Annotated in this window: 18 protein-coding genes; 9 read left to right on the forward strand and 9 right to left on the reverse strand. The window is 56.7% G+C overall.

The window, feature by feature from the left end; translation table 11 throughout:
* Positions 1-13 precede the first annotated feature (13 nt).
* The 3 genes from purC to dapA all read right to left on the reverse strand — a co-directional run bounded on the left by purC (position 14) and on the right by dapA (position 2,766).
* Positions 14-727: a phosphoribosylaminoimidazolesuccinocarboxamide synthase gene (gene purC / locus L384_RS00650; protein WP_001171626.1), complete on the reverse strand. Its 714-nt coding sequence runs from the start codon at positions 725-727 to the stop codon at positions 14-16.
* Positions 728-836: 109 nt separating this feature from the next.
* Positions 837-1,871: an outer membrane protein assembly factor BamC gene (gene bamC / locus L384_RS00645; RefSeq protein WP_003860539.1), complete on the reverse strand. Its 1,035-nt coding sequence runs from the start codon at positions 1,869-1,871 to the stop codon at positions 837-839.
* Between the two features lie 16 nt (positions 1,872-1,887).
* Positions 1,888-2,766 (reverse strand): 4-hydroxy-tetrahydrodipicolinate synthase, encoded by an 879-nt coding sequence (gene dapA / locus L384_RS00640; protein WP_003860542.1) that lies wholly within the window; start codon positions 2,764-2,766, stop codon positions 1,888-1,890.
* 145 nt (positions 2,767-2,911) lie between these two features.
* On the opposite strand from dapA, the gene L384_RS00635 reads away from it, so the two are divergent.
* Positions 2,912-3,481, forward strand: a complete 570-nt coding sequence (locus L384_RS00635; RefSeq protein WP_000213743.1) for a glycine cleavage system transcriptional repressor — start codon at positions 2,912-2,914, stop codon at positions 3,479-3,481.
* Positions 3,481-3,951, forward strand: a complete 471-nt coding sequence (gene bcp, locus L384_RS00630) for a thioredoxin-dependent thiol peroxidase (protein ID WP_023325031.1) — start codon at positions 3,481-3,483, stop codon at positions 3,949-3,951. The genes L384_RS00635 and bcp overlap by 1 nt, the downstream gene beginning before the upstream one ends.
* Before the next feature lie 140 nt (positions 3,952-4,091).
* On the opposite strand, the gene L384_RS00625 is transcribed toward bcp, so the two are convergent.
* Complete coding sequence (locus L384_RS00625; RefSeq protein ID WP_023314631.1) at positions 4,092-5,156, reverse strand: AI-2E family transporter; 1,065 nt, start codon at positions 5,154-5,156, stop codon at positions 4,092-4,094.
* A 220-nt stretch (positions 5,157-5,376) separates the two neighbouring features.
* Between L384_RS00625 and bepA the strand changes: the two genes are divergently transcribed.
* Positions 5,377-6,840, forward strand: a complete 1,464-nt coding sequence (gene bepA / locus L384_RS00620; RefSeq protein ID WP_003860547.1) for a beta-barrel assembly-enhancing protease — start codon at positions 5,377-5,379, stop codon at positions 6,838-6,840.
* 13 nt (positions 6,841-6,853) lie between these two features.
* Positions 6,854-7,210, forward strand: a complete 357-nt coding sequence (gene arsC, locus L384_RS00615; RefSeq protein WP_003860549.1) for an arsenate reductase (glutaredoxin) — start codon at positions 6,854-6,856, stop codon at positions 7,208-7,210.
* Here the strand turns inward: arsC and L384_RS00610 are convergent.
* Positions 7,207-8,031, reverse strand: coding sequence for a hypothetical protein (locus L384_RS00610; protein ID WP_003860550.1), 825 nt, complete (start codon positions 8,029-8,031; stop codon positions 7,207-7,209). The two genes, arsC and L384_RS00610, sit on opposite strands and share 4 nt — an antisense overlap.
* Before the next feature lie 147 nt (positions 8,032-8,178).
* Here L384_RS00610 and celB point away from each other — a divergent pair, with 147 nt between their 5' ends.
* Genes celB through L384_RS00595 form a run of 3 tightly spaced genes read left to right on the forward strand, consistent with a single transcriptional unit; the run spans position 8,179 to position 11,876 of the window.
* Positions 8,179-9,498 (forward strand): PTS cellobiose transporter subunit IIC, encoded by a 1,320-nt coding sequence (celB, locus tag L384_RS00605; protein WP_023325032.1) that lies wholly within the window; start codon positions 8,179-8,181, stop codon positions 9,496-9,498.
* A gap of 3 nt (positions 9,499-9,501) precedes the next feature.
* A complete protein-coding gene (locus L384_RS00600; protein WP_023325033.1) occupies positions 9,502-10,458 on the forward strand; it encodes a N(4)-(beta-N-acetylglucosaminyl)-L-asparaginase in 957 nt (318 codons plus the stop codon).
* Positions 10,458-11,876: a leucyl aminopeptidase family protein gene (locus tag L384_RS00595; RefSeq protein ID WP_023325034.1), complete on the forward strand. Its 1,419-nt coding sequence runs from the start codon at positions 10,458-10,460 to the stop codon at positions 11,874-11,876. The genes L384_RS00600 and L384_RS00595 overlap by 1 nt, the downstream gene beginning before the upstream one ends.
* A gap of 86 nt (positions 11,877-11,962) precedes the next feature.
* Here L384_RS00595 and L384_RS00590 read toward each other — a convergent pair whose 3' ends face one another.
* The 4 genes from L384_RS00590 to L384_RS00575 form a co-directional block, all read right to left on the reverse strand.
* Positions 11,963-12,664, reverse strand: a complete 702-nt coding sequence (locus L384_RS00590; protein ID WP_211482948.1) for a DnaA inactivator Hda — start codon at positions 12,662-12,664, stop codon at positions 11,963-11,965.
* Between the two features lie 96 nt (positions 12,665-12,760).
* Entirely contained in the window at positions 12,761-14,050 is a 1,290-nt protein-coding gene (uraA, locus tag L384_RS00585) for a uracil permease (protein ID WP_003860558.1), read from the reverse strand.
* A gap of 82 nt (positions 14,051-14,132) precedes the next feature.
* The gene (upp, locus tag L384_RS00580; protein WP_003860560.1) at positions 14,133-14,759 is read right to left on the reverse strand and encodes a uracil phosphoribosyltransferase; all 627 of its coding nucleotides are present in this window, start codon (positions 14,757-14,759) and stop codon (positions 14,133-14,135) included.
* A 226-nt stretch (positions 14,760-14,985) separates the two neighbouring features.
* Positions 14,986-16,416: a 6-phospho-beta-glucosidase gene (locus L384_RS00575; RefSeq protein WP_023325035.1), complete on the reverse strand. Its 1,431-nt coding sequence runs from the start codon at positions 16,414-16,416 to the stop codon at positions 14,986-14,988.
* A 266-nt stretch (positions 16,417-16,682) separates the two neighbouring features.
* Here L384_RS00575 and purM point away from each other — a divergent pair, with 266 nt between their 5' ends.
* The gene (purM, locus tag L384_RS00570) at positions 16,683-17,720 is read left to right on the forward strand and encodes a phosphoribosylformylglycinamidine cyclo-ligase (RefSeq protein ID WP_023325036.1); all 1,038 of its coding nucleotides are present in this window, start codon (positions 16,683-16,685) and stop codon (positions 17,718-17,720) included.
* Positions 17,717-18,358 (forward strand): phosphoribosylglycinamide formyltransferase, encoded by a 642-nt coding sequence (gene purN / locus L384_RS00565; RefSeq protein ID WP_006811493.1) that lies wholly within the window; start codon positions 17,717-17,719, stop codon positions 18,356-18,358. The genes purM and purN overlap by 4 nt, the downstream gene beginning before the upstream one ends.
* The last annotated feature ends 96 nt before the right edge of the window (positions 18,359-18,454 follow it).

The raw sequence follows: 18,454 nt of genomic DNA on the forward strand, positions 1-18,454 counted from the left end.
GCAAATGCGCAGTTTAGTCGAGCTTAACGCCTAAACGGTGAGCAACCGCTTCGTACGCTTCGACCACGCCACCCAGACTCTGGCGGAAACGGTCTTTGTCCATTTTATCCAGCGTCTCTTTGTCCCACAGGCGGCTGCCGTCCGGAGAGAATTCGTCGCCCAGCACCACTTCGCCTTTGTACAGACCGAACTCCAGCTTGAAGTCGACCAGGATCAGGCCCGCGTCATCAAACAGCTTTTTCAGCACGTCGTTGGCTTTGTAGGTCAGTTCCTGCATGCGCGCCAGGTTCTCTTTGCTTACCCAGCCGAAGGTTTCACAGTAGGATTCGTTGACCATCGGGTCATGCATGGCGTCGTTTTTCAGGAACAGATCGAACAGCGGTGGATTCAGTTCGATACCTTCTTCAATGCCCAGACGCTTCACCAGGGAGCCTGCGGCACGGTTACGGATCACGCACTCAACCGGCACCATATCCAGTTTTTTTACCAGACATTCCGTATCGGACAACAACGCTTCCATCTGAGTCGGGATACCGGCTTCGGCCAGTTTGGTCATAATGAAGTGGTTGAACTTGTTATTCACCATGCCCTTACGATCGAACTGCTCAATGCGTGCGCCGTCTCCTGCTGACGTATCATTGCGGAATTCGAGCACCAACAGATCCGGGTTTTCCGTGCTGTATACGGTTTTCGCTTTGCCACGATACAACTCAGCTTGCTTCTGCATCTTCATTACTCCTGGTGTGATGATTTGTATTCAAAACTGGCCATATTATGCCACGCACACGTTTGCGTAGCACGAAAATAAAAAGGGCTGGATTAACCAGCCCTCACTATTATTTGCTGAATGCGGCCTGGAAGGCAGCGACCAGCGCATCGTTCTGCGCCTGGGTCAGCGTGTGTCCTTTCGGATCGATAAATTGCAGGCTGCTGCGGTTATCGAGGTCGCCGACCTGGATTTTGTAGTCACCGGAAGGCAGCTGTGGATCGCTTGCCCCCAACTCCTGCCAGGCGCTATCAGACAGCGGCTTATAGGTCGCTGTGATACTGCCCGTTGAACGGGTGCTGTCAGTCACCTTCATGCCCACTTTTTCAAGCGTTGCTGGCAGACGCTGCCAGGTCTGGTTAAACGGCGCACGCACCACCAGCATCGGCAGACCGGTATCGTCTGCACCGCTCTGCACGTCAAAGGTTGAGCCGTTACGGTTCTGCGCGGCGTTTGCGGCATCGGTAGCGTTCTTATCCAGACCCGCTGCAATCACGTTCAGCATTTCAGTGCTGTAGCGCTGCATGGCGGACGGATCGGCAACCGGTTTACCTGCCTGCTCAAGATTCAACAGCTTAACGGTAACCGCCTGCTGATAACCCTGCGGCTTAACGGAGACTTGATAACGACCACGGTACTGCTGGTCTTCATCGAGACGGTTCCACTCAATCCAGTCGGTGGTTAAAGCTTGGCTGGCGTCGTCGCGTTTATCAATCGTATAGTTTTTCGACTGAATGACGCTTACAACCTGCGGCCACAGCGTTGTACCGCGTGCGCTTTCCACCAGCAGAGAAGCTGTATCACCGGTGAACTGCGTGCGCGCGCCGCTCACGAGCGCCAGAGGCTGAGCTGGCGGACGAATATCGAGCGCTTTACCCACCAGGCCGCTGCCGTTGGTAACCGGAATATTATAATCACCGTTCTGGATCGGCAGGATCATGCCGGCAGGCGCGTGAAGTTCAGCAAGCGGCGGCGCATCCAGATAGGATTCATCACCGCTCACCTGGCGCTTGTAGCGCGAGTCTGAACTACAGGCAGCGAGGAGCATAACAAGCGAAACACCCGCAACCTTCGCCAGGCGCGACTTCTGTACTGAATAAGCCATCAAATCTCCCTAAACTTTACAGCAAACCGGCATGCTTCAGCGCGCCAGCGACAATTTCACGACCGTGGTCGGTAATCGGTGTCATTGGCAGACGCAGCGTGTCGGTTGCTACAAGCCCCAACTCCTTACATGCCCATTTCACTGGGATCGGATTGGGTTCGACAAATAATTTATTGTGCAACGGCATCAGACGCTGATTAATCACGCGAGCTTCATCAAAGTGACCGGCTGCGGCCAGTTTGCACATGTCAGCCATATCGCGCGCCGCCACGTTCGCCGTCACGGAAATCACGCCGTTACCACCGAGCTGCATAAAGTCCAGCGCGGTCGCATCATCACCGCTCAACAGGATAAAGTCGTCTGAAACCAGCTCTTTGATCTGATGAACGCGGCTTAAGTTCCCTGTCGCCTCTTTAATCCCGATAATATTTTTTACTTTCGAGAGACGGCCAACGGTTTCCGGCAGCATATCGCAACCGGTACGGGACGGCACATTATACAGAATTTGTGGCAAGTCAGTATGTTCAGCGATGGCTTTGAAATGCTGGAACAAACCTTCCTGAGTAGGACGGTTGTAATAAGGGGTCACCGTCAGACAGCCGACAATGCCGCTGTCGTTAAAACGTTGGGTCAGACTGATAGCTTCTGCGGTTGCGTTTGCGCCCGTCCCCGCGATGACCGGAATACGCCCGTCCGCCAGTTCCAGGGTCAGCATCACAACGTCGCCGTGCTCTTCGTGGCTCAGCGTAGCGGATTCACCGGTAGTCCCTACCGAAACGATCGCCGAGGTTCCATTGGCGACATGGTAATCAATGAGCTTCTTCATGCTTGACCGGCAGACATTACCTTTTTCATCCATCGGTGTAACAAGCGCGACAATACTTCCCGTGAACATGAGCCATCCTCTGTGCGAACAAGAGCCTCAATGTTACGTTTGGAACTGTAATAAAAGCAAGCGACCTGAGGCTCTCAGGCGGTTGTATGCATGTTTTTTTTATGCTTTCCTTAGGAAGACTTAACCACGCAAAGGAAGAACAGGTTTGACAACCTCATCACAACATTACCTGGTTATCACTGCGCTGGGTGCTGACAGGCCGGGTATCGTGAATACCATCACTCGCCACGTGAGCAGCTGCGGCTGCAACATCGAAGACAGCCGGCTGGCTATGCTTGGCGAAGAGTTCACGTTCATCATGCTGCTTTCCGGAACATGGAATGCCATTACCCTCATCGAATCTACCCTGCCGCTGAAAGGCGCAGAGCTGGATTTACTGATTGTGATGAAGCGCACCACCGCGCGCCCGCGTCCGGCTCTGCCTGCCACGGTCTGGGTACAGGTTGAAGTGCCTGATTCACCTCATCTGATTGAACGTTTTACGGCGCTGTTTGACAGCCATCAGATGAACATTGCCGAACTGGTTTCCCGCACACAGCCGGGCGATGAAAACGCAATCCCGACGCTGTTTATTCAAATTACCGCACACAGCCCTGCCTCGCAGGATGCGTCAAATATCGAGCAAGCGTTCAAAGCCCTCTGTACAGAATTACACGCGCAAGGCAGTATAAGCGTCGTCGATTATTCGCAGCACGAACAGGATGGAGTTGAGTAATGAACCCACTGAAAGCCGGTGATATCGCACCGAAATTTAGCTTACCGGATCAAGACGGCGAGCAAGTAAATTTGACCGACTTCCAGGGACAGCGTGTTCTGGTCTATTTCTACCCGAAAGCCATGACCCCGGGCTGTACCGTACAGGCCTGCGGTCTACGCGACAACATGGATGAGTTGAAAAAGGTCGGTGTGGAAGTGCTGGGCATCAGCACCGATAAGCCAGAGAAGCTGTCACGTTTTGCGGAAAAAGAGCTGCTGAACTTCACGCTGCTTTCCGATGAAGACCACCAGGTTTGCGAGCAGTTTCGCGTCTGGGGTGAGAAGTCCTTTATGGGCAAAACGTACGACGGTATTCACCGTATCAGCTTCCTGATTGGCGCTGACGGTAAAGTTGAGCACGTGTTTGATGATTTCAAAACCAGCAACCACCACGACGTGGTGTTGAAGTGGCTGAAAGAGAACGCGTGATCATTTTAGTGCCGGGTGGCGCTGCGCTTACCCGGCCTACAAGGTATATGCAAAACGGTAGCGCATGCTACCGTTTTTAGTGTTTGCCCCCCTCTCCCCGTGGGAGAGGGTTGGGGTGAGGTCATCAGCCCGCACTAAATCTACTTATCTTCCACCGCCGGCACATCCGGCCACGCGTGGACCACGGCTTTAATCAGCGTCGCCAGCGGAATGGCGAAGAATACCCCCCAGAATCCCCACAGCCCGCCGAAAATCACCACTGACAGGATAATCACCAGCGGATGCAGGTTAACGGCTTCTGAGAACAGCACCGGTACCAGCAGATTTCCGTCCAGTCCCTGAATAATCAGGTATACGGCGAAACAGCTCCAGAACTCCGTACCCAGACCAAACTGGAACAGCGCCACCCCCACAACCGGAATGGTCACCACAAACGCGCCGATATACGGGATCAGAACCGAGAATCCGACCAGCACCGCCAGCAGCAACGAGTAGTTCAGCCCGAAGATCACGAAGCCAATCCAGGTCGCCACGCCCACCACAATCATCTCCAGCACTTTGCCGCGAATGTAGTTGGTGATCTGCTGGTTCATCTCCTGCCAGACCTGACCGGCGAGACCGCGATTGCGCGGCAGCACGCGGCGCACCGCGTTCAGCATCTGCTCTTTATCTTTGACCAGGAAAAACACCATTAGCGGCACGAGAACAAGGTAAACCGCCAGCGTCAGCAACCCCACCAGCGAGGCCAGAGAGTATTTCACCACCGAATCACCCATGGTCATGATGCGGGCGCGCATGTTTTCGGCCATCGCATCGATAATCCCGGCGTCCATCAGCGCAGGATAGCGGCGCGGCAGCGTGGCGGCAAAATCAGACAGTTTATTCAGCATGCCGGGCATATCACGGATCAGGTAGATCCCCTGTTGCCAGGCGATGGGCATCACCACGAAGGACATCAGCAGCAGAATACCGACAAACAGCACCAGGACAATGCTGGTCGCCCAGCGGCGGGAACAGCCGATATGTTCCAGACGCGCGGTGGGCCACTCCAACAGATACGCCAGTACAATCGCCACCAGTAGCGGTGCCAGCAGGCCACTAAAGAAGAACAGGATACCGAATCCGGCAACCAGAATGACCAGCAAAGCAATGGCTTCCGGGTCGCTAAACCGACGCCGATACCACTGCATTAACATTTCGAGCATACAACCCTTCCCTGAATCGAATGGCGGGAGTGAGACGGTGAATTGTATCTAACTGTCACAAAAAAGACTTTCCTTTTTGTTTCACTGTCAGGTTTCGCAAAACCCTGATGAATGGGATTTTCTTCATCTCTTAACACGGCTACACTCGCAGAGCAGCGGAGATGAACGTTATGCGGGTTCATCGGTCAAATTAGCACATCCAAAATACAGGACAGTGGTTATGTTCAGGCAGTTGAGAAAAACACTGGTTGCGACACTGATTGCCGCCGTGACGGTGGGTCAGGTGTTGCCCGCTTTCGCTGACTCGTCCGATTCATTGCCGGACATGGGCACCACGGCAGGAAGCACGCTCTCCATCGGGCAGGAGATGCAGATGGGTGATTATTACGTACGCCAGCTGCGCGGCAGTGCTCCGCTGATTAACGACCCTTTGCTGGTGCAGTACATCAACGGTCTGGGGATGCGGCTGGTGGCGCACGCCGACTCGGTAAAAACGCCCTTCCATTTCTATTTAATCAATAACGACGAAATCAACGCCTTCGCCTTCTTTGGCGGGAACGTGGTGCTGCATTCGGCGCTGTTCCGTTATTCCGATAACGAAAGCCAGCTGGCGTCCGTCATGGCGCACGAAATTTCGCACGTCACCCAGCGCCATCTGGCGCGTGCGATGGAAGATCAGAAGCGTAACGCCCCCCTGACCTGGGTGGGCGCGCTGGGTTCCATTTTGCTGGCGATGGCCAGCCCGCAGGCCGGGATGGCGGCGCTTACCGGGACGCTGGCGGGGACGCGTCAGGGGATGATCAGCTTTACCCAGCAGAACGAGCAGGAAGCAGACCGCATCGGCATTCAGGTTTTACAGCGTTCCGGCTTTGACCCGCAGGCCATGCCGAGCTTCCTGGAAAAACTGCTCGACCAGGCACGCTACTCGTCGCGCCCGCCTGAAATTCTGTTGACCCACCCGCTGCCGGAAAGCCGACTCTCGGATGCCCGTAACCGTGCCAACCAGATGCGTCCGGTCGTGGTGCAGTCTTCGCAGGATTTCTACATGGCCAAAGTGAGAACGCTTGGCATGTACAACTCCGGACGTAATCAGCTCACCAGCGATCTGCTGGACGCGCTGGCGAAAGGCAACGTGCGCGAGAAAAACGCGGCGCAGTATGGTCAGGCGCTCCAGGCGATGGAGGCCAGCAAGTACGATGAAGCGCGTAAAGCGCTACAGCCGCTGCTGGCGTCGGCGCCTGACAATCCATGGTATCTTGACCTCGCCACCGATATCGATCTGGGGCAGAAAAAAGCGACCGATGCGATCAATCGTCTGAAAGGGGCGAAAGACATTCGCAACAATCCGGTATTGCAGCTTAACCTGGCGAACGCCTACCTACAGGGCGGCCAGCCCGGCGAGGCGGTGACCATTCTGAACCGCTACACCTTTAACAATAAAGATGACCAGAACGGCTGGGAACTGCTCGCCCAGGCCCAGGGGCAACTGGGTAACCGCGATCAGGAGCTGGCCGCGCGTGCGGAAGGCCTGGCGCTGGCGGGTCGCCTCGATCAGGCCATTTCCCTGTTGAGCAGCGCCAGCTCACAGGTGAAGCTTGGCAGCCTGCAACAGGCCCGCTACGATGCGCGAATCGACCAGCTGCGCGGCCTGCAACAACGCTTTAAGCCGTACGAGAAGATGTAATAAAGGAGAAGTCATGACAGACGCGGTAAAAATTTACCATAACCCTCGCTGCTCCAAGAGCCGCGAGACGCTGAATCTGCTGAAGTCTAACGGCATCGATCCGGAAGTGGTGTTGTATCTGGAGACGCCGCCGGATGCGCAGACGATCCGCCAGCTGCTGAAGATGCTTAACATGGGCAGCGCACGCGACCTGATGCGTCAGAAAGAAGATCTGTATAAGTCGCTTAATCTGAACGATACCAGTCTCACTGAAGATCGGCTGATTCAGGCGATGGTCGACAATCCTAAGCTGATTGAGCGCCCGATTGTCGTGGCGAACGGCAAGGCGCGTATAGGCCGTCCACCGGAAGACGTGCTCGGGATCGTCTAATCGTTACGCCGCAGCGCTTCCAGAAACGCCTGCGGCGTACGCTCTCCCAGCTTTTTCTGCGCTTTTCCCCGGTTGTAAAACTCACACAGTTGGATCAACAGCGCTCCCGCCGGTTCACTGTTCACCCGCGGAATGATCTCACGTAACGGCACGGTGGCCTGAAGGGCAAGATAATACTGTGAATGCACTTTTACGGTGACGTTATGCTCCGGCAAGTTCACTGCCAGCCCAAAAGTCTCAACAGATTGAATATCAGCCGGACAGGCAGCCAGCACCTCGTTCGTCCAGCGGGTCAGCAACTGCGGCGAGACACCGGCATAAAGCCGGGCGTAGCACCAGCCGCTAACGGGTTCACGCGCCCAGAGCAGGTGTTGCTCCCCACCGTCGTCCATATGCAGCGATAGCGGCTGATGATGCAGAAGTAGCTTCTGCGGCATGATACCGGCCTTCAGCGCCTTTTTGCCCTGCAACGACGCCCCCTTTTGTCTTACCGAAGCCGGTTTGAGGTAGCGGTTCAGGGTCGCGCGGGAAACGGCGATCCCGAGTCCGTCATTCACCAGCAGCAGCAGTTCATCCAGCGGTGCACCGGTGATATCACGCAGAGCATTTATCAGTGCTGCCTGCTCTTGTCTCAACGCTTTATGTATCACTTTTGGCGTGGTGTGGTTATCCGAAACCTGGTCGCGGTTGCGCCAGCGCCTGACGGTGGTGACCGAGATACCCAACTCAACGGCAAGCTCTCTGTCGCTTTTATCTGACTGCTGAAGATAACGACGGATACGCGGTGTGGTGGTGGCGTTGGCATGCAGTTTGATTTCCATCGCGTCTCTCTCCGCAACTAATCTTATGAGATTTATATCAGAGCAGCGAATGCTTTGTGACCGATTTCACCTTTCGCTCGCCGCGCTTCACTGATAATCCACAGACATAACATAAACAACACCTCTCAATCTTGTACGGAGTTCACAATGAACAATGTTCTGGGATTTCTTGAAGCAAAACTGATGCCGCTGGCGGCGAAAACGGCCCAGCAGCGTCATCTTGGGGCCATTCGTGGGGCCTACGTTTCATTCATGCCGTTTATCATCGTCGGCTCCATCCTGCTGGTGATCTCCTCCTTCCCGAATCAGGCCTATCAGCAGTTTATGTCTCAGGCCTTTGGTGAGAGCTGGAGTGCGATTATAGAGATCCCGTTTAACGCGGTGTTCTCAACCATGTCGCTGTTTATCAGCTTCCTGGTGGCCTACCGCCTGGCTGAGCATTATGGCGAGGACCGCATCTCCTGCGGCATCCTGGCGCTGGTCGCGTTTCTGATCCTGACGCCCTTTATCAAAGTGGCGGAAAACGGCGGCATTACCGTGATGCCGGTGGAGTGGATTGGCAGCAAAGGGCTGTTCGTGGCGATGATCGGTTCCCTGCTGTGGACGGAACTGTTCTGCTGGCTGAAGCGCAAAAAGCTGGTCATCAAAATGCCGGACGGCGTGCCTCCTGCGGTGCAGGAGTCGTTCGCGGCCCTGATCCCGGCCCTGCTGGTGATGATTCTGGTGCTGCTTATCCGCATCATCTTTGAAAACACCCACTACCACACCATCCACCAGTTTATTTATGAAGTGGTTGCCACCCCGGTGCGCCACTACGGCACCTCTTATTTCGGGGCGCTGATGACCGTATTCAGCATCACCATTCTGTGGTCAGTGGGCATTAACTCAGGTTCGATGATCAACGGGATTATTCGTCCGCTGTGGATGGAGAACCAGACCGACAACATCGCCGCGATTCAGGCGGGAACGACGCCGCCGCACATCATCACCGAACAGTTTTTTGACATGATCTGGATGGGCGGCGCGGGCGCCACGCTGTCGCTGGTGATTGCGATGCTGATTTTCGCCCGCAGCAAAAACATGCGCGAAGTGGCGCGCCTCGGTGCGGGTGCCTCGGTGTTTAACATCAACGAACCGATTCTCTTTGGCCTGCCGGTGATCATGAACCCAATCATGCTCATCCCGTTCAATCTGGTGCCGCTGGTGCTGGTCACCGTGCAGTATGCGGCGATGAAAATTGGTGCGGTCGCCGTCACCACCGGGGTGTTTATCCCCTGGACGCTGCCGCCGGTTATTAGCGGCTTTATCGTCACCGGGCACCTGAGCGGCAGCGTGATGCAGCTGATCAACCTGCTGATTGGCGCCATGCTGTACCTGCCTTTCATGCGTATCCTGGATAAACAGTACCGCGCGGCGGAAATAGCCAGCGTTACGCAAACCGACACCACCCTTGCAAAACAGGAGTAAAGCATGTGGGGAATTATCGCAACCTGGCGAATGGCGCTTGAAGGCGTCACGGAATCTGCGTCTGCGCTGGCTGCGGGCAAACCGGTCGCTGCGGCGGTAGTGGATGCCGTCGCCGCCGTCGAGGACTTTCCGCTGTATAAATCCGTCGGCTACGGCGGGCTGCCGACAGAGAACGGCGAGGTGGAGCTGGACGCGGCCTATATGGACGGCGACACGCTGGCGTTCGGCGCCGTGGGCAATCTGGTGGATATCGCCAACCCGGTGCGCGTGGCGCACGCGCTCAGCCGTCAGCGCTATAACAGCCTGCTGGTCGGCCAGGGCGCGCGCGAATGGGCGCTGAGTCAGGGCTTTGCCGATAAAACCATGCTCACGGATCGCGCCATGCAACACTACCGTAAGCGCTGCCGCGAAACGCTGGATAAGGGGTTAAGCCCCTACGACGGACATGACACCGTCGGCATCATCGGCCTCGATAAACAGGGCTCGATGAGCGTCGCCACTTCCACCAGCGGCCTGTTTATGAAAAAACGCGGTCGCCTCGGTGACTCACCCATCATCGGCTCCGGCTTTTACTGCGACAGCGAAACCGGCGCGGCCACCGCCACGGGCGTCGGTGAAGATCTGATGAAGGGCTGTACCAGCTACGAAATCGTTCGCCGGATGGCGCAAGGCATGACGCCGCAGCAGGCGGCGGATTCGGTCGTGTTCGAACTGGAAGACAAACTGATGTCGCGCTTCGGTCGCGCGGGCGATCTCTCCGTGGTGTGCATGAACAGCAAAGGAGAATTTGGCGCCGCGACCAACATCAAAACCTTCTCGTTCGTGGTGGCGACGGCTCGCCAGCCCCTCACCGTTTTCCGTACTGAACGCCTGCGGGACAAAACGCACTATCACGCGGTAGATGAGGAGTGGATGCAGGCCTATGCCGCGCGGATCTGCGCACCGATTGAGGAGTTATGATGATCACGTACCAGTTTATCAACGCGCTTTCAGACGCGAAGCCGCAGAGCCATTTGATTGCGCGCGCTGACAGTTCCCTGTTACCGGATAGCGCTCTTATCGCTGAAATGCGCCAGCAGAGCACCGTCGCGGACGCGCGCTTTGGCTGCGCGCCGTTTGCCCGCATCACTCTGTTGCCGGATGCGCTCTGGCATGACGCCCTGACCGAAGGGTTGATCACGGCCCTGCGACCGCTGCTTACCGCCCCCGCCAGCGCCGAACTCGTGCTGGACGTGACGGATATCGACGATGTGGTGCTGGCGCAGGTACTGCGTTTTCTCTTTAATCAGGCGCACATGCTCAGTGACCTGAAGCTGAAGAAGACGGACGAAGCGCTGCGTCTTACCTGCATCACTGCCCTCTGCCTGCCGGAACAGCAGGCGAAGCTGGAGACGACCTTCCGCCAGCAGCAGGCCATTGCGCTCGGCATGGTTGCGGCACGACGTCTGGCGGATATGCCGTCCGACCGCTGTACGCCGCAGTTTGTGGTGGAAGAGGCGCAAAAACTGTGTGCCGCCAGCCCTGCCCTGCGCTGCGAGGTGTTGGATGAAAAGCAAATTGTTGAGCAGGGGCTGGGGCTACTGCACGCCGTTGGCAAAGGGGCGACCTGCCCGCCTCGCCTGCTGGCTATTCACTATAACGGCGTGTCTGATGGCCCGGTGCGCTGCTACGTGGGAAAAGGCATTACCTTTGACACCGGCGGCCTGTGGCTGAAGGAAGGCGCGGGCATGTACACCATGAAATATGACATGTGCGGCGCGGCTAACGTGCTCGGGCTGATGCTGACCGTTGCGGAGCAGAAATTACCCGTGCGCATCATGGGCGTGCTGGCGCTGGCGGAAAACGCCATCGGCCCCGACGCCATGCAGCCCGGCACGGTGGCAACAGCCTGCAACGGCATTACGGTGGAAATCAACAACACCGATGCCGAGGGCCGGCTGGTGCTGGCAGACGCTATCGCCTGGGCGAGTCAGCGCCATCCGCAGGCGCATTATATTATTGATATGGCGACCTTAACCGGAGCGGTGGTGAAAGCGCTGGGGTATGAGCTGAGCGGGCTGATGACCCAGGATGAGCCGTTGCGTCAGGCACTGACGCTCGCGGGCAAACGGAGCGGCGACGAGGTGTGGTCCCTGCCGCTGGATGCGAGGCTGAGAAAGCAAACCGACAGCGCGATTGCCGATCTGTGCAACACGCCGACCAACAATGCGGCGATCAGCGCCTCGGCGGCGTGGCTGCTGCACCATTTCTGCCCGCCGACTATTCCGTGGGCGCATCTGGATATCAGCGGGACGGCGCTGTGGCGAGAAAACGGACGGAGCGTGGCGTCGGGAAGACCGATTCCGCTGCTGGTGGAGCACTTGTTGGGGGATCTTTAGCCGGGTGGCGGCTGCGCCTTACCCGGCCTGCAAGGTATGACGGGTTTTCGTAGGCCCGGTAAGCGCAGCGCCACCGGGCAAAAAACTCAAAGCTTAAGAATATCTTTCACAAACGGAATGGTCAGCTTGCGCTGGGCGGTGATGGAGGCGCGATCGAGCTGATCGAGCGTATCAAAGAGCGTGCGCATCTCCCGATCCAGACGCTTGAGCAGGAAGCGCCCTACGTCTTCCGGCAGTTCAAATCCGCGCAGTCTGGCGCGCAACTGAAGTGCCTGGAGTTTGTCTTCATCCGACAGCGGTTGCAGCTTGTAGATTTGCCCCCAGTCCAGACGAGACGCCAGATCCGGCAGCCCCAGATTGAGCTGGCGCGGCGGACGATCGCCGGTGATCAGCAGCCGGGTTTTGCCCGACTCCAGAATGCGGTTGTAGAGGTTAAAGATCGCCATTTCCCACGGTTCGTCCCCCGCCACGCATTCGATATTATCGATGCAGACCAGGGAGAGATGTTCCATGCCCTCCAGCACCTCAGGCACAAACCAGGTGCGTTTATCCAGCGGCACATAGCCTACCGCGTCACCGCGCGCCGAAAGCTCCGCACAGGCGGCATGCAGCAGGTGGCTGCGTCCCGCGCCTTCGCGTGACCAGATATAGATGTATCCGCTGTGTTCCTGGCGCAGCACGTTTTGCAGTGCAGCCAGTAAAGAGGGGTTATCACCCGGCCAGAAACTCGCGAAAGTTTCATCGTCAGGGAGATAAAGTGGCAGAGAGAGCTGTGCCGGTCCGTTCAGAAATACCTCAACCAGAGATCTTACATAAAATCGGAATGGAGTTTAACACGGAACCTGCAAGGAGAGAACCGGGCGATCCTTCGCCCGGCATGACGATCAATGTGGCGCTTTTTCGCTGTCGTCCGCGTCCAGCACCACCTCTTCCGGGCGGATCACCGAGATCAGCTTGAAAATCAGGCTCAGGCCGACGCCGACGATGGTCGCCAGCGCCATACCCTTCAGCTCTGCCGCGCCGATGTGCACCTTCGCGCCGCTCACGCCGATAATGAGGATAACGGAGGTCAGGATCAGGTTCTGCGCCTTGCTGTAATCCACTTTGGATTCAATCAGCACGCGAATACCGGAGGCACCGATCACCCCGTACAGCAGCAGAGAAACGCCGCCCATCACCGGCACCGGGATAATCTGGATCGCTGCCGCCAGTTTACCAACGCAGGAGAGCAGAATGGCGATGATCGCCGCGCCGCCGATAACCCAGGTGCTGTAGACGCGGGTGATCGCCATTACGCCGATATTCTCACCGTAAGTCGTGTTTGGCGTGGAGCCGAAGAAACCAGAGATGATGGTGGAGAAACCGTTGGCAAACATGGAGCGATGCAGGCCCGGGTCGCGGATCAGGTCGCGCTTCACGATGTTCGCCGTCACCACCAGGTGGCCGACGTGCTCAGCAATCACCACCAGCGCGGCAGGCAGAATGGTGAAAATGGCGAACCATTCAAAGCGCGGGGTGTAGAAGGTTGGCAGCGCGAACCAGTGCGCCTCGGCAATCGGGGTGGTATCCACAACGCCCATCACGAAGGAGAGCGCGTAACCCGCCAGCACGCCGATCAGGATTGGGATAATCGCCATAAAGCCGCGGAAGAGGACGGAACCGAATACCGTCACGCCCAGCGTCACCAGCGAAATAATAATGGTTTTAGAATCCGGTGACTGACCGTCCGCAGGCAGCAGCCCAGCCATGTTCGCCGCGACACCCGCCAGCTCCAGGCCGATGACGGCAACGATGGCCCCCATTGCCGCAGGCGGGAACATCACGTCCAGCCAGCCGGTACCGGCTTTCTTCACGATGAAGGAGACCAGGCAGAACAGCACGCCGCACATGATGAAGCCGCCCAGCGCGACCTCATAACCCAGCGGCAGCAACAGCAGTACCGGGGAGATAAACGCGAAGCTCGACCCGAGATAGGCCGGGATTTTGCCTTTACAGATGAAGAGGTAAAGCAGCGTACCGATGCCGTTAAACAGCAGCACGGTAGCCGGGTTAATGTGAAACAGGATTGGCACCAGCACGGTTGCGCCAAACATGGCGAACAGGTGCTGCAAACTAAGCGGGATTGTCTGTAAAAGCGGCGGTCTTTCACTCACCCCGATAGCACGGCGCGTCATAGTGTTTTCCTCTGAGTGTCATTGTTGGTTTTTATTCAAAAAAAAGCCGACTATCAAAGTCGGCTTCTTTATCGTTATTCGATTATTTAGTACCAAAAATCTTATCGCCGGCATCGCCGAGCCCCGGGATGATGTACCCGTGCTCGTTCAGTCCCTGGTCGACAGACGCGGTATAGAGTTCAACGTCCGGGTGCGCTTTTTCCAGCGCCGCGATACCTTCCGGCGCCGCAACCAGCACCAGCACTTTGATGCTGCTGCATCCCGCTTTTTTCAGCAGGTCGATGGTGGCGATCATCGAACCGCCGGTCGCGAGCATCGGGTCAACCACCAGCGCCATACGCTCATCAATGTTAGAGACCAGCTTCTGGAAGTACGGGACCGGCTCAAGCGTCTCTTCGTTACGGTAGATACCCACCACGCTGATACGCGCGCTTGGGACGTGCTCCAGCACGCCTTCCATCATGCCCAGACCCGCACGCAGGATTGGCACCACGGTAATTTTTTTACCTTTGATCTGCTCAACCTGTACCGGGCCGTTCCAGCCTTCGATGGTCACTTTTTCCGTTTCCAGATCAGAGGTCGCTTCGTAGGTCAGCAGGCTACCCACTTCAGAAGCCAGTTCGCGAAAACGCTTCGTGCTGATGTCATGCTCACGCATCAGGCCCAACTTGTGTTTAACGAGTGGGTGTTTCACTTCCACAATCTTCATTCTCTTTCTCCTCTGAGGTGGCATCCGCAAAAAAATCGCGGGATTATACCGCTTTTTTCGGATTAGGCCATACCCATCTTGCTTGACGTATATCAATCAAAGTGATTTAGAGACAAAAAAACCGGAGGCGAAGCTCCGGCTTGGGTGCGGGTTCTGCCCGGTGGCGCTGCGCTTACGCGGGCCTACGTGTAGTGTAGGTCGGGTAAGCGTTAGCGCCACCCGACAATTACAGGTTATCGCCGTTGCTGGCAATCACCTGCTTATACCAGTCGAACGATTTCTTCTTGCTGCGGTTCAGCGTGCCGTTACCTTCGTTATCTTTATCGACAAAGATAAAGCCGTAGCGTTTCTTCATCTCGCCGGTGCCGGCAGAGACCAGGTCGATACAGCCCCACGGCGTGTAGCCCATCAGATCCACGCCGTCTTCCACCACCGCTTTTTTCATCTCGCGGATGTGGGCGGAAAGGTAGTCAATGCGGTACTGGTCGTTCACCGTGCCGTCGCTCTCCTGCACGTCGATCGCGCCAAAGCCGTTTTCCACAATAAACAGCGGCAGCTGATAGTGATCCCAGAACCAGTTCAGGGAGTAGCGCAGCCCGACAGGATCGATCTGCCAGCCCCAGTCCGATTTCTGCACGTACGGGTTAGAAACCAGGCTCTTGCTCTCGTCGTAATCCAGCGTCGGATTATCCGCCGTCGCTTTGGTAGCGAAAGACATGTAGTAGCTGAACCCGATGTAATCCACGCAGCCCTGCGTCAGCGCCACTTTATCTTCTTCGGTAATATCCAGCGCGAAGCCGCGACGTTCAAAGTAGTTGAGCAGATGCTGCGGATACTTGCCGCGCACGTGAACGTCGGTGAACCAGTAGCGGCGATGCATGGCGTTCATCGCCATCATCATGTCGTCCGGGGCACAGGTCAGCGGATAGATGGGGCACATGGCAATCATGCAGCCAATTTGCAGTGACGGGTTGATCTCGCGCCCCGCCTTCACCGCCAGAGCACTGGCCACCAGCTCATAGTGCGCCGCCTGGAACATCACCGGCTCGCGATCTTCTCCCGGCGCATATTTCAGCCCGGAGTTGGTAAACGGCGCAAAGTCTTCGTGGAAGTTGGCCTGGTTGTTGATCTCGTTAAAGGTCATCCAGTACTTCACTTTATGCTGGTAGCGCTCAAAAACGACCTTCGCGAAGCGGACAAAGAAGTCGATCAGCTTACGGTTGCGCCAGCCGCCGTATTCCGTCACCAGGTGGAAAGGCATCTCGAAGTGGGAAAGCGTGATCACCGGCTCGATGCCGTGCTTCAGGCACTCGTCGAACAAATCGTCATAGAATTGGAGTCCCGCTTCGTTCGGCTCCAGCTCGTCGCCTTTCGGGAAGATACGCGTCCAGGCGATGGAGGTGCGAAAGCATTTGAACCCCATTTCGGCAAAGAGTTTGATGTCTTCTTTATAGCGGTGATAGAAGTCGATGGCTTCGTGGTTTGGGTAATTTTTCCCCTCCATCACGCCGTTGGTGATTTCACGCGGTACCCCATGGGCGCCTGCCGTCATGACATCAGCAACGCTCACGCCCTTGCCGCCCTCTTTCCAGCCGCCTTCAAGCTGGTGCGCCGCAACGGCCCCACCCCACAGAAAACCTGATTTAAATCCTGACATTCGCTATCCCTCATTCTGCGTTATTTTCTGCAAAAACAGTTACAGAAACCGGTTTCAGTTTGATGATGTGCAAACGGGATTGCCGTTGCAAGCAGATCGCCGAAACCGGTTTCATTTTCGTGAACAGAGTCAAGTTTGTTGCCCTGGACAGGCCGCACAGAAAAAAAGATCCCCGCGCCGAGAATAGGCTCGCAAACGTTTGCCTGGACTGTTAGAATTGCGCCGATTTTTCTTACTAGCTATGCAATCGCGTGGGGATTTAAGCCGTGACCAACAAAACTTCTCTCAGCTACAAAGATGCCGGTGTTGATATTGACGCAGGTAATGCGCTGGTTGACCGAATCAAAGGTGTGGTGAAAAAAACCCGCCGCCCGGAAGTGATGGGTGGCCTGGGTGGATTCGGCGCACTGTGCGCGCTGCCGCAAAAATATCGTGAACCTGTGCTGGTCTCGGGTACGGATGGTGTCGGTACAAAACTGCGCCTGGCGATGGATCTTAAGCGTCACGATACGATTGGTATCGATCTGGTGGCGATGTGCGTCAACGACCTGGTGGTACAGGGCGCTGAGCCGCTGTTCTTCCTGGATTACTACGCGACCGGCAAGCTGGACGTGGATACCGCAGCCAGCGTCATTAACGGTATCGCCGAAGGCTGCCTGCAATCCGGCTGTGCGCTGGTCGGCGGTGAAACCGCAGAAATGCCTGGCATGTATCACGGTGAAGATTATGACGTCGCAGGCTTCTGCGTCGGCGTGGTAGAAAAATCAGAAATTATCGACGGCAGCAAAGTGGCTGACGGCGATGTGCTGGTTGCGCTGGCCTCCAGCGGTCCGCACTCCAACGGCTACTCTCTGGTGCGTAAGATCCTCGAAGTGAGCGGTTGCGACCCGCTGACCACCGAGCTGGACGGCAAACCGCTGGCCGATCACCTGCTGGCCCCGACCCGCATCTACGTGAAAAACGTGCTGGAGCTGATTGAGAACGTCGACGTGCACGCCATCGCTCACCTCACCGGCGGCGGCTTCTGGGAAAACATTCCGCGCGTACTGCCGGATAATACCCAGGCGGTGATCGACGCCTCCTCATGGCAGTGGCCGTCCGTCTTCAACTGGCTGCAAACCGCAGGCAACGTGAGCTCTCACGAAATGTACCGCACCTTTAACTGCGGCGTGGGCATGGTTATCGCCCTGCCCGCCAGCGAAGCGGATAAAGCGATTAAACTGCTGACAGAAAAAGGTGAAAACGCGTGGAAAATCGGTACGATTAAAGCTTCCGATTCCGAACAGCGTGTGGTCATTGAATGAAAAACATCGTGGTGCTCATTTCCGGCAACGGAAGCAATTTGCAGGCAATCATAGACGCCTGCAAACAGAAGAAAATCAATGGCACCATTCGGGCAGTATTCAGCAACAAGGCCGATGCATTCGGCCTTGAGCGCGCGCGGGAAGCGAACATTCCTGCGCACGCGCTGGAAGCCAGCCAGTTCGCCGGGCGTGAAGCCTTTGACCGTGAGCTGGTGCAGGAGATTGACGCCTACGCGCCTGACGTGGTGGTGCTGGCAGGCTACATGCGCATCCTGAGCCCGGCTTTTGTTGCACACTACGCCGGACGACTGCTCAATATCCACCCTTCCCTGCTGCCAAAATACCCCGGTCTGCACACCCATCGTCAGGTGCTGGAGAACGGCGATGAGGAGCATGGTACCTCCGTGCATTTCGTCACCGACGAGCTGGACGGCGGTCCGGTCATTTTGCAGGCAAAAGTACCGGTCTTTGACGGCGACAACGAAGACGACGTGACCGAACGTGTGCAGACGCAGGAACACGCCATTTATCCGCTGGTGGTAAGCTGGTTTGTCGATGGACGTCTGGAGATGCGCAACGGCGCAGCCTGGCTGGACGGCGTGAAGTTGCCCCCGCAGGGTTATGCTGCCGAAGAGTAGTGTGTTTGAATTGCCCGGCGGCGCTTCGCTTGCACGGGCCTACGGTCCCGTAGGTCGTGGTAAGCGCAGCGCCACCCGACATCCCCTCCCCCAACC

This window comes from Enterobacter sp. MGH 38 (genome assembly GCF_000492855.1).
GTDB lineage: Bacteria > Pseudomonadota > Gammaproteobacteria > Enterobacterales > Enterobacteriaceae > Enterobacter > Enterobacter hormaechei_C.

What these genes read in the sequence shown, in the direction of transcription:
- L384_RS00575 (WP_023325035.1), bottom strand. Translation starts at nt 16,416, where the DNA reads ATGTCAGGATTTAAATCAGGTTTTCTGTGGGGTGGGGCCGTTGCGGCG.
- celB (WP_023325032.1), top strand. Translation starts at nt 8,179, where the DNA reads ATGAACAATGTTCTGGGATTTCTTGAAGCAAAACTGATGCCGCTGGCG.
- L384_RS00600 (WP_023325033.1), top strand. Translation starts at nt 9,502, where the DNA reads ATGTGGGGAATTATCGCAACCTGGCGAATGGCGCTTGAAGGCGTCACG.
- L384_RS00610 (WP_003860550.1), bottom strand. Translation starts at nt 8,031, where the DNA reads ATGGAAATCAAACTGCATGCCAACGCCACCACCACACCGCGTATCCGT.
- uraA (WP_003860558.1), bottom strand. Translation starts at nt 14,050, where the DNA reads ATGACGCGCCGTGCTATCGGGGTGAGTGAAAGACCGCCGCTTTTACAG.
- L384_RS00625 (WP_023314631.1), bottom strand. Translation starts at nt 5,156, where the DNA reads ATGCTCGAAATGTTAATGCAGTGGTATCGGCGTCGGTTTAGCGACCCG.
- upp (WP_003860560.1), bottom strand. Translation starts at nt 14,759, where the DNA reads ATGAAGATTGTGGAAGTGAAACACCCACTCGTTAAACACAAGTTGGGC.
- arsC (WP_003860549.1), top strand. Translation starts at nt 6,854, where the DNA reads ATGACAGACGCGGTAAAAATTTACCATAACCCTCGCTGCTCCAAGAGC.
- dapA (WP_003860542.1), bottom strand. Translation starts at nt 2,766, where the DNA reads ATGTTCACGGGAAGTATTGTCGCGCTTGTTACACCGATGGATGAAAAA.
- L384_RS00595 (WP_023325034.1), top strand. Translation starts at nt 10,458, where the DNA reads ATGATCACGTACCAGTTTATCAACGCGCTTTCAGACGCGAAGCCGCAG.
- bcp (WP_023325031.1), top strand. Translation starts at nt 3,481, where the DNA reads ATGAACCCACTGAAAGCCGGTGATATCGCACCGAAATTTAGCTTACCG.
- bepA (WP_003860547.1), top strand. Translation starts at nt 5,377, where the DNA reads ATGTTCAGGCAGTTGAGAAAAACACTGGTTGCGACACTGATTGCCGCC.
- purN (WP_006811493.1), top strand. Translation starts at nt 17,717, where the DNA reads ATGAAAAACATCGTGGTGCTCATTTCCGGCAACGGAAGCAATTTGCAG.
- purC (WP_001171626.1), bottom strand. Translation starts at nt 727, where the DNA reads ATGCAGAAGCAAGCTGAGTTGTATCGTGGCAAAGCGAAAACCGTATAC.
- bamC (WP_003860539.1), bottom strand. Translation starts at nt 1,871, where the DNA reads ATGGCTTATTCAGTACAGAAGTCGCGCCTGGCGAAGGTTGCGGGTGTT.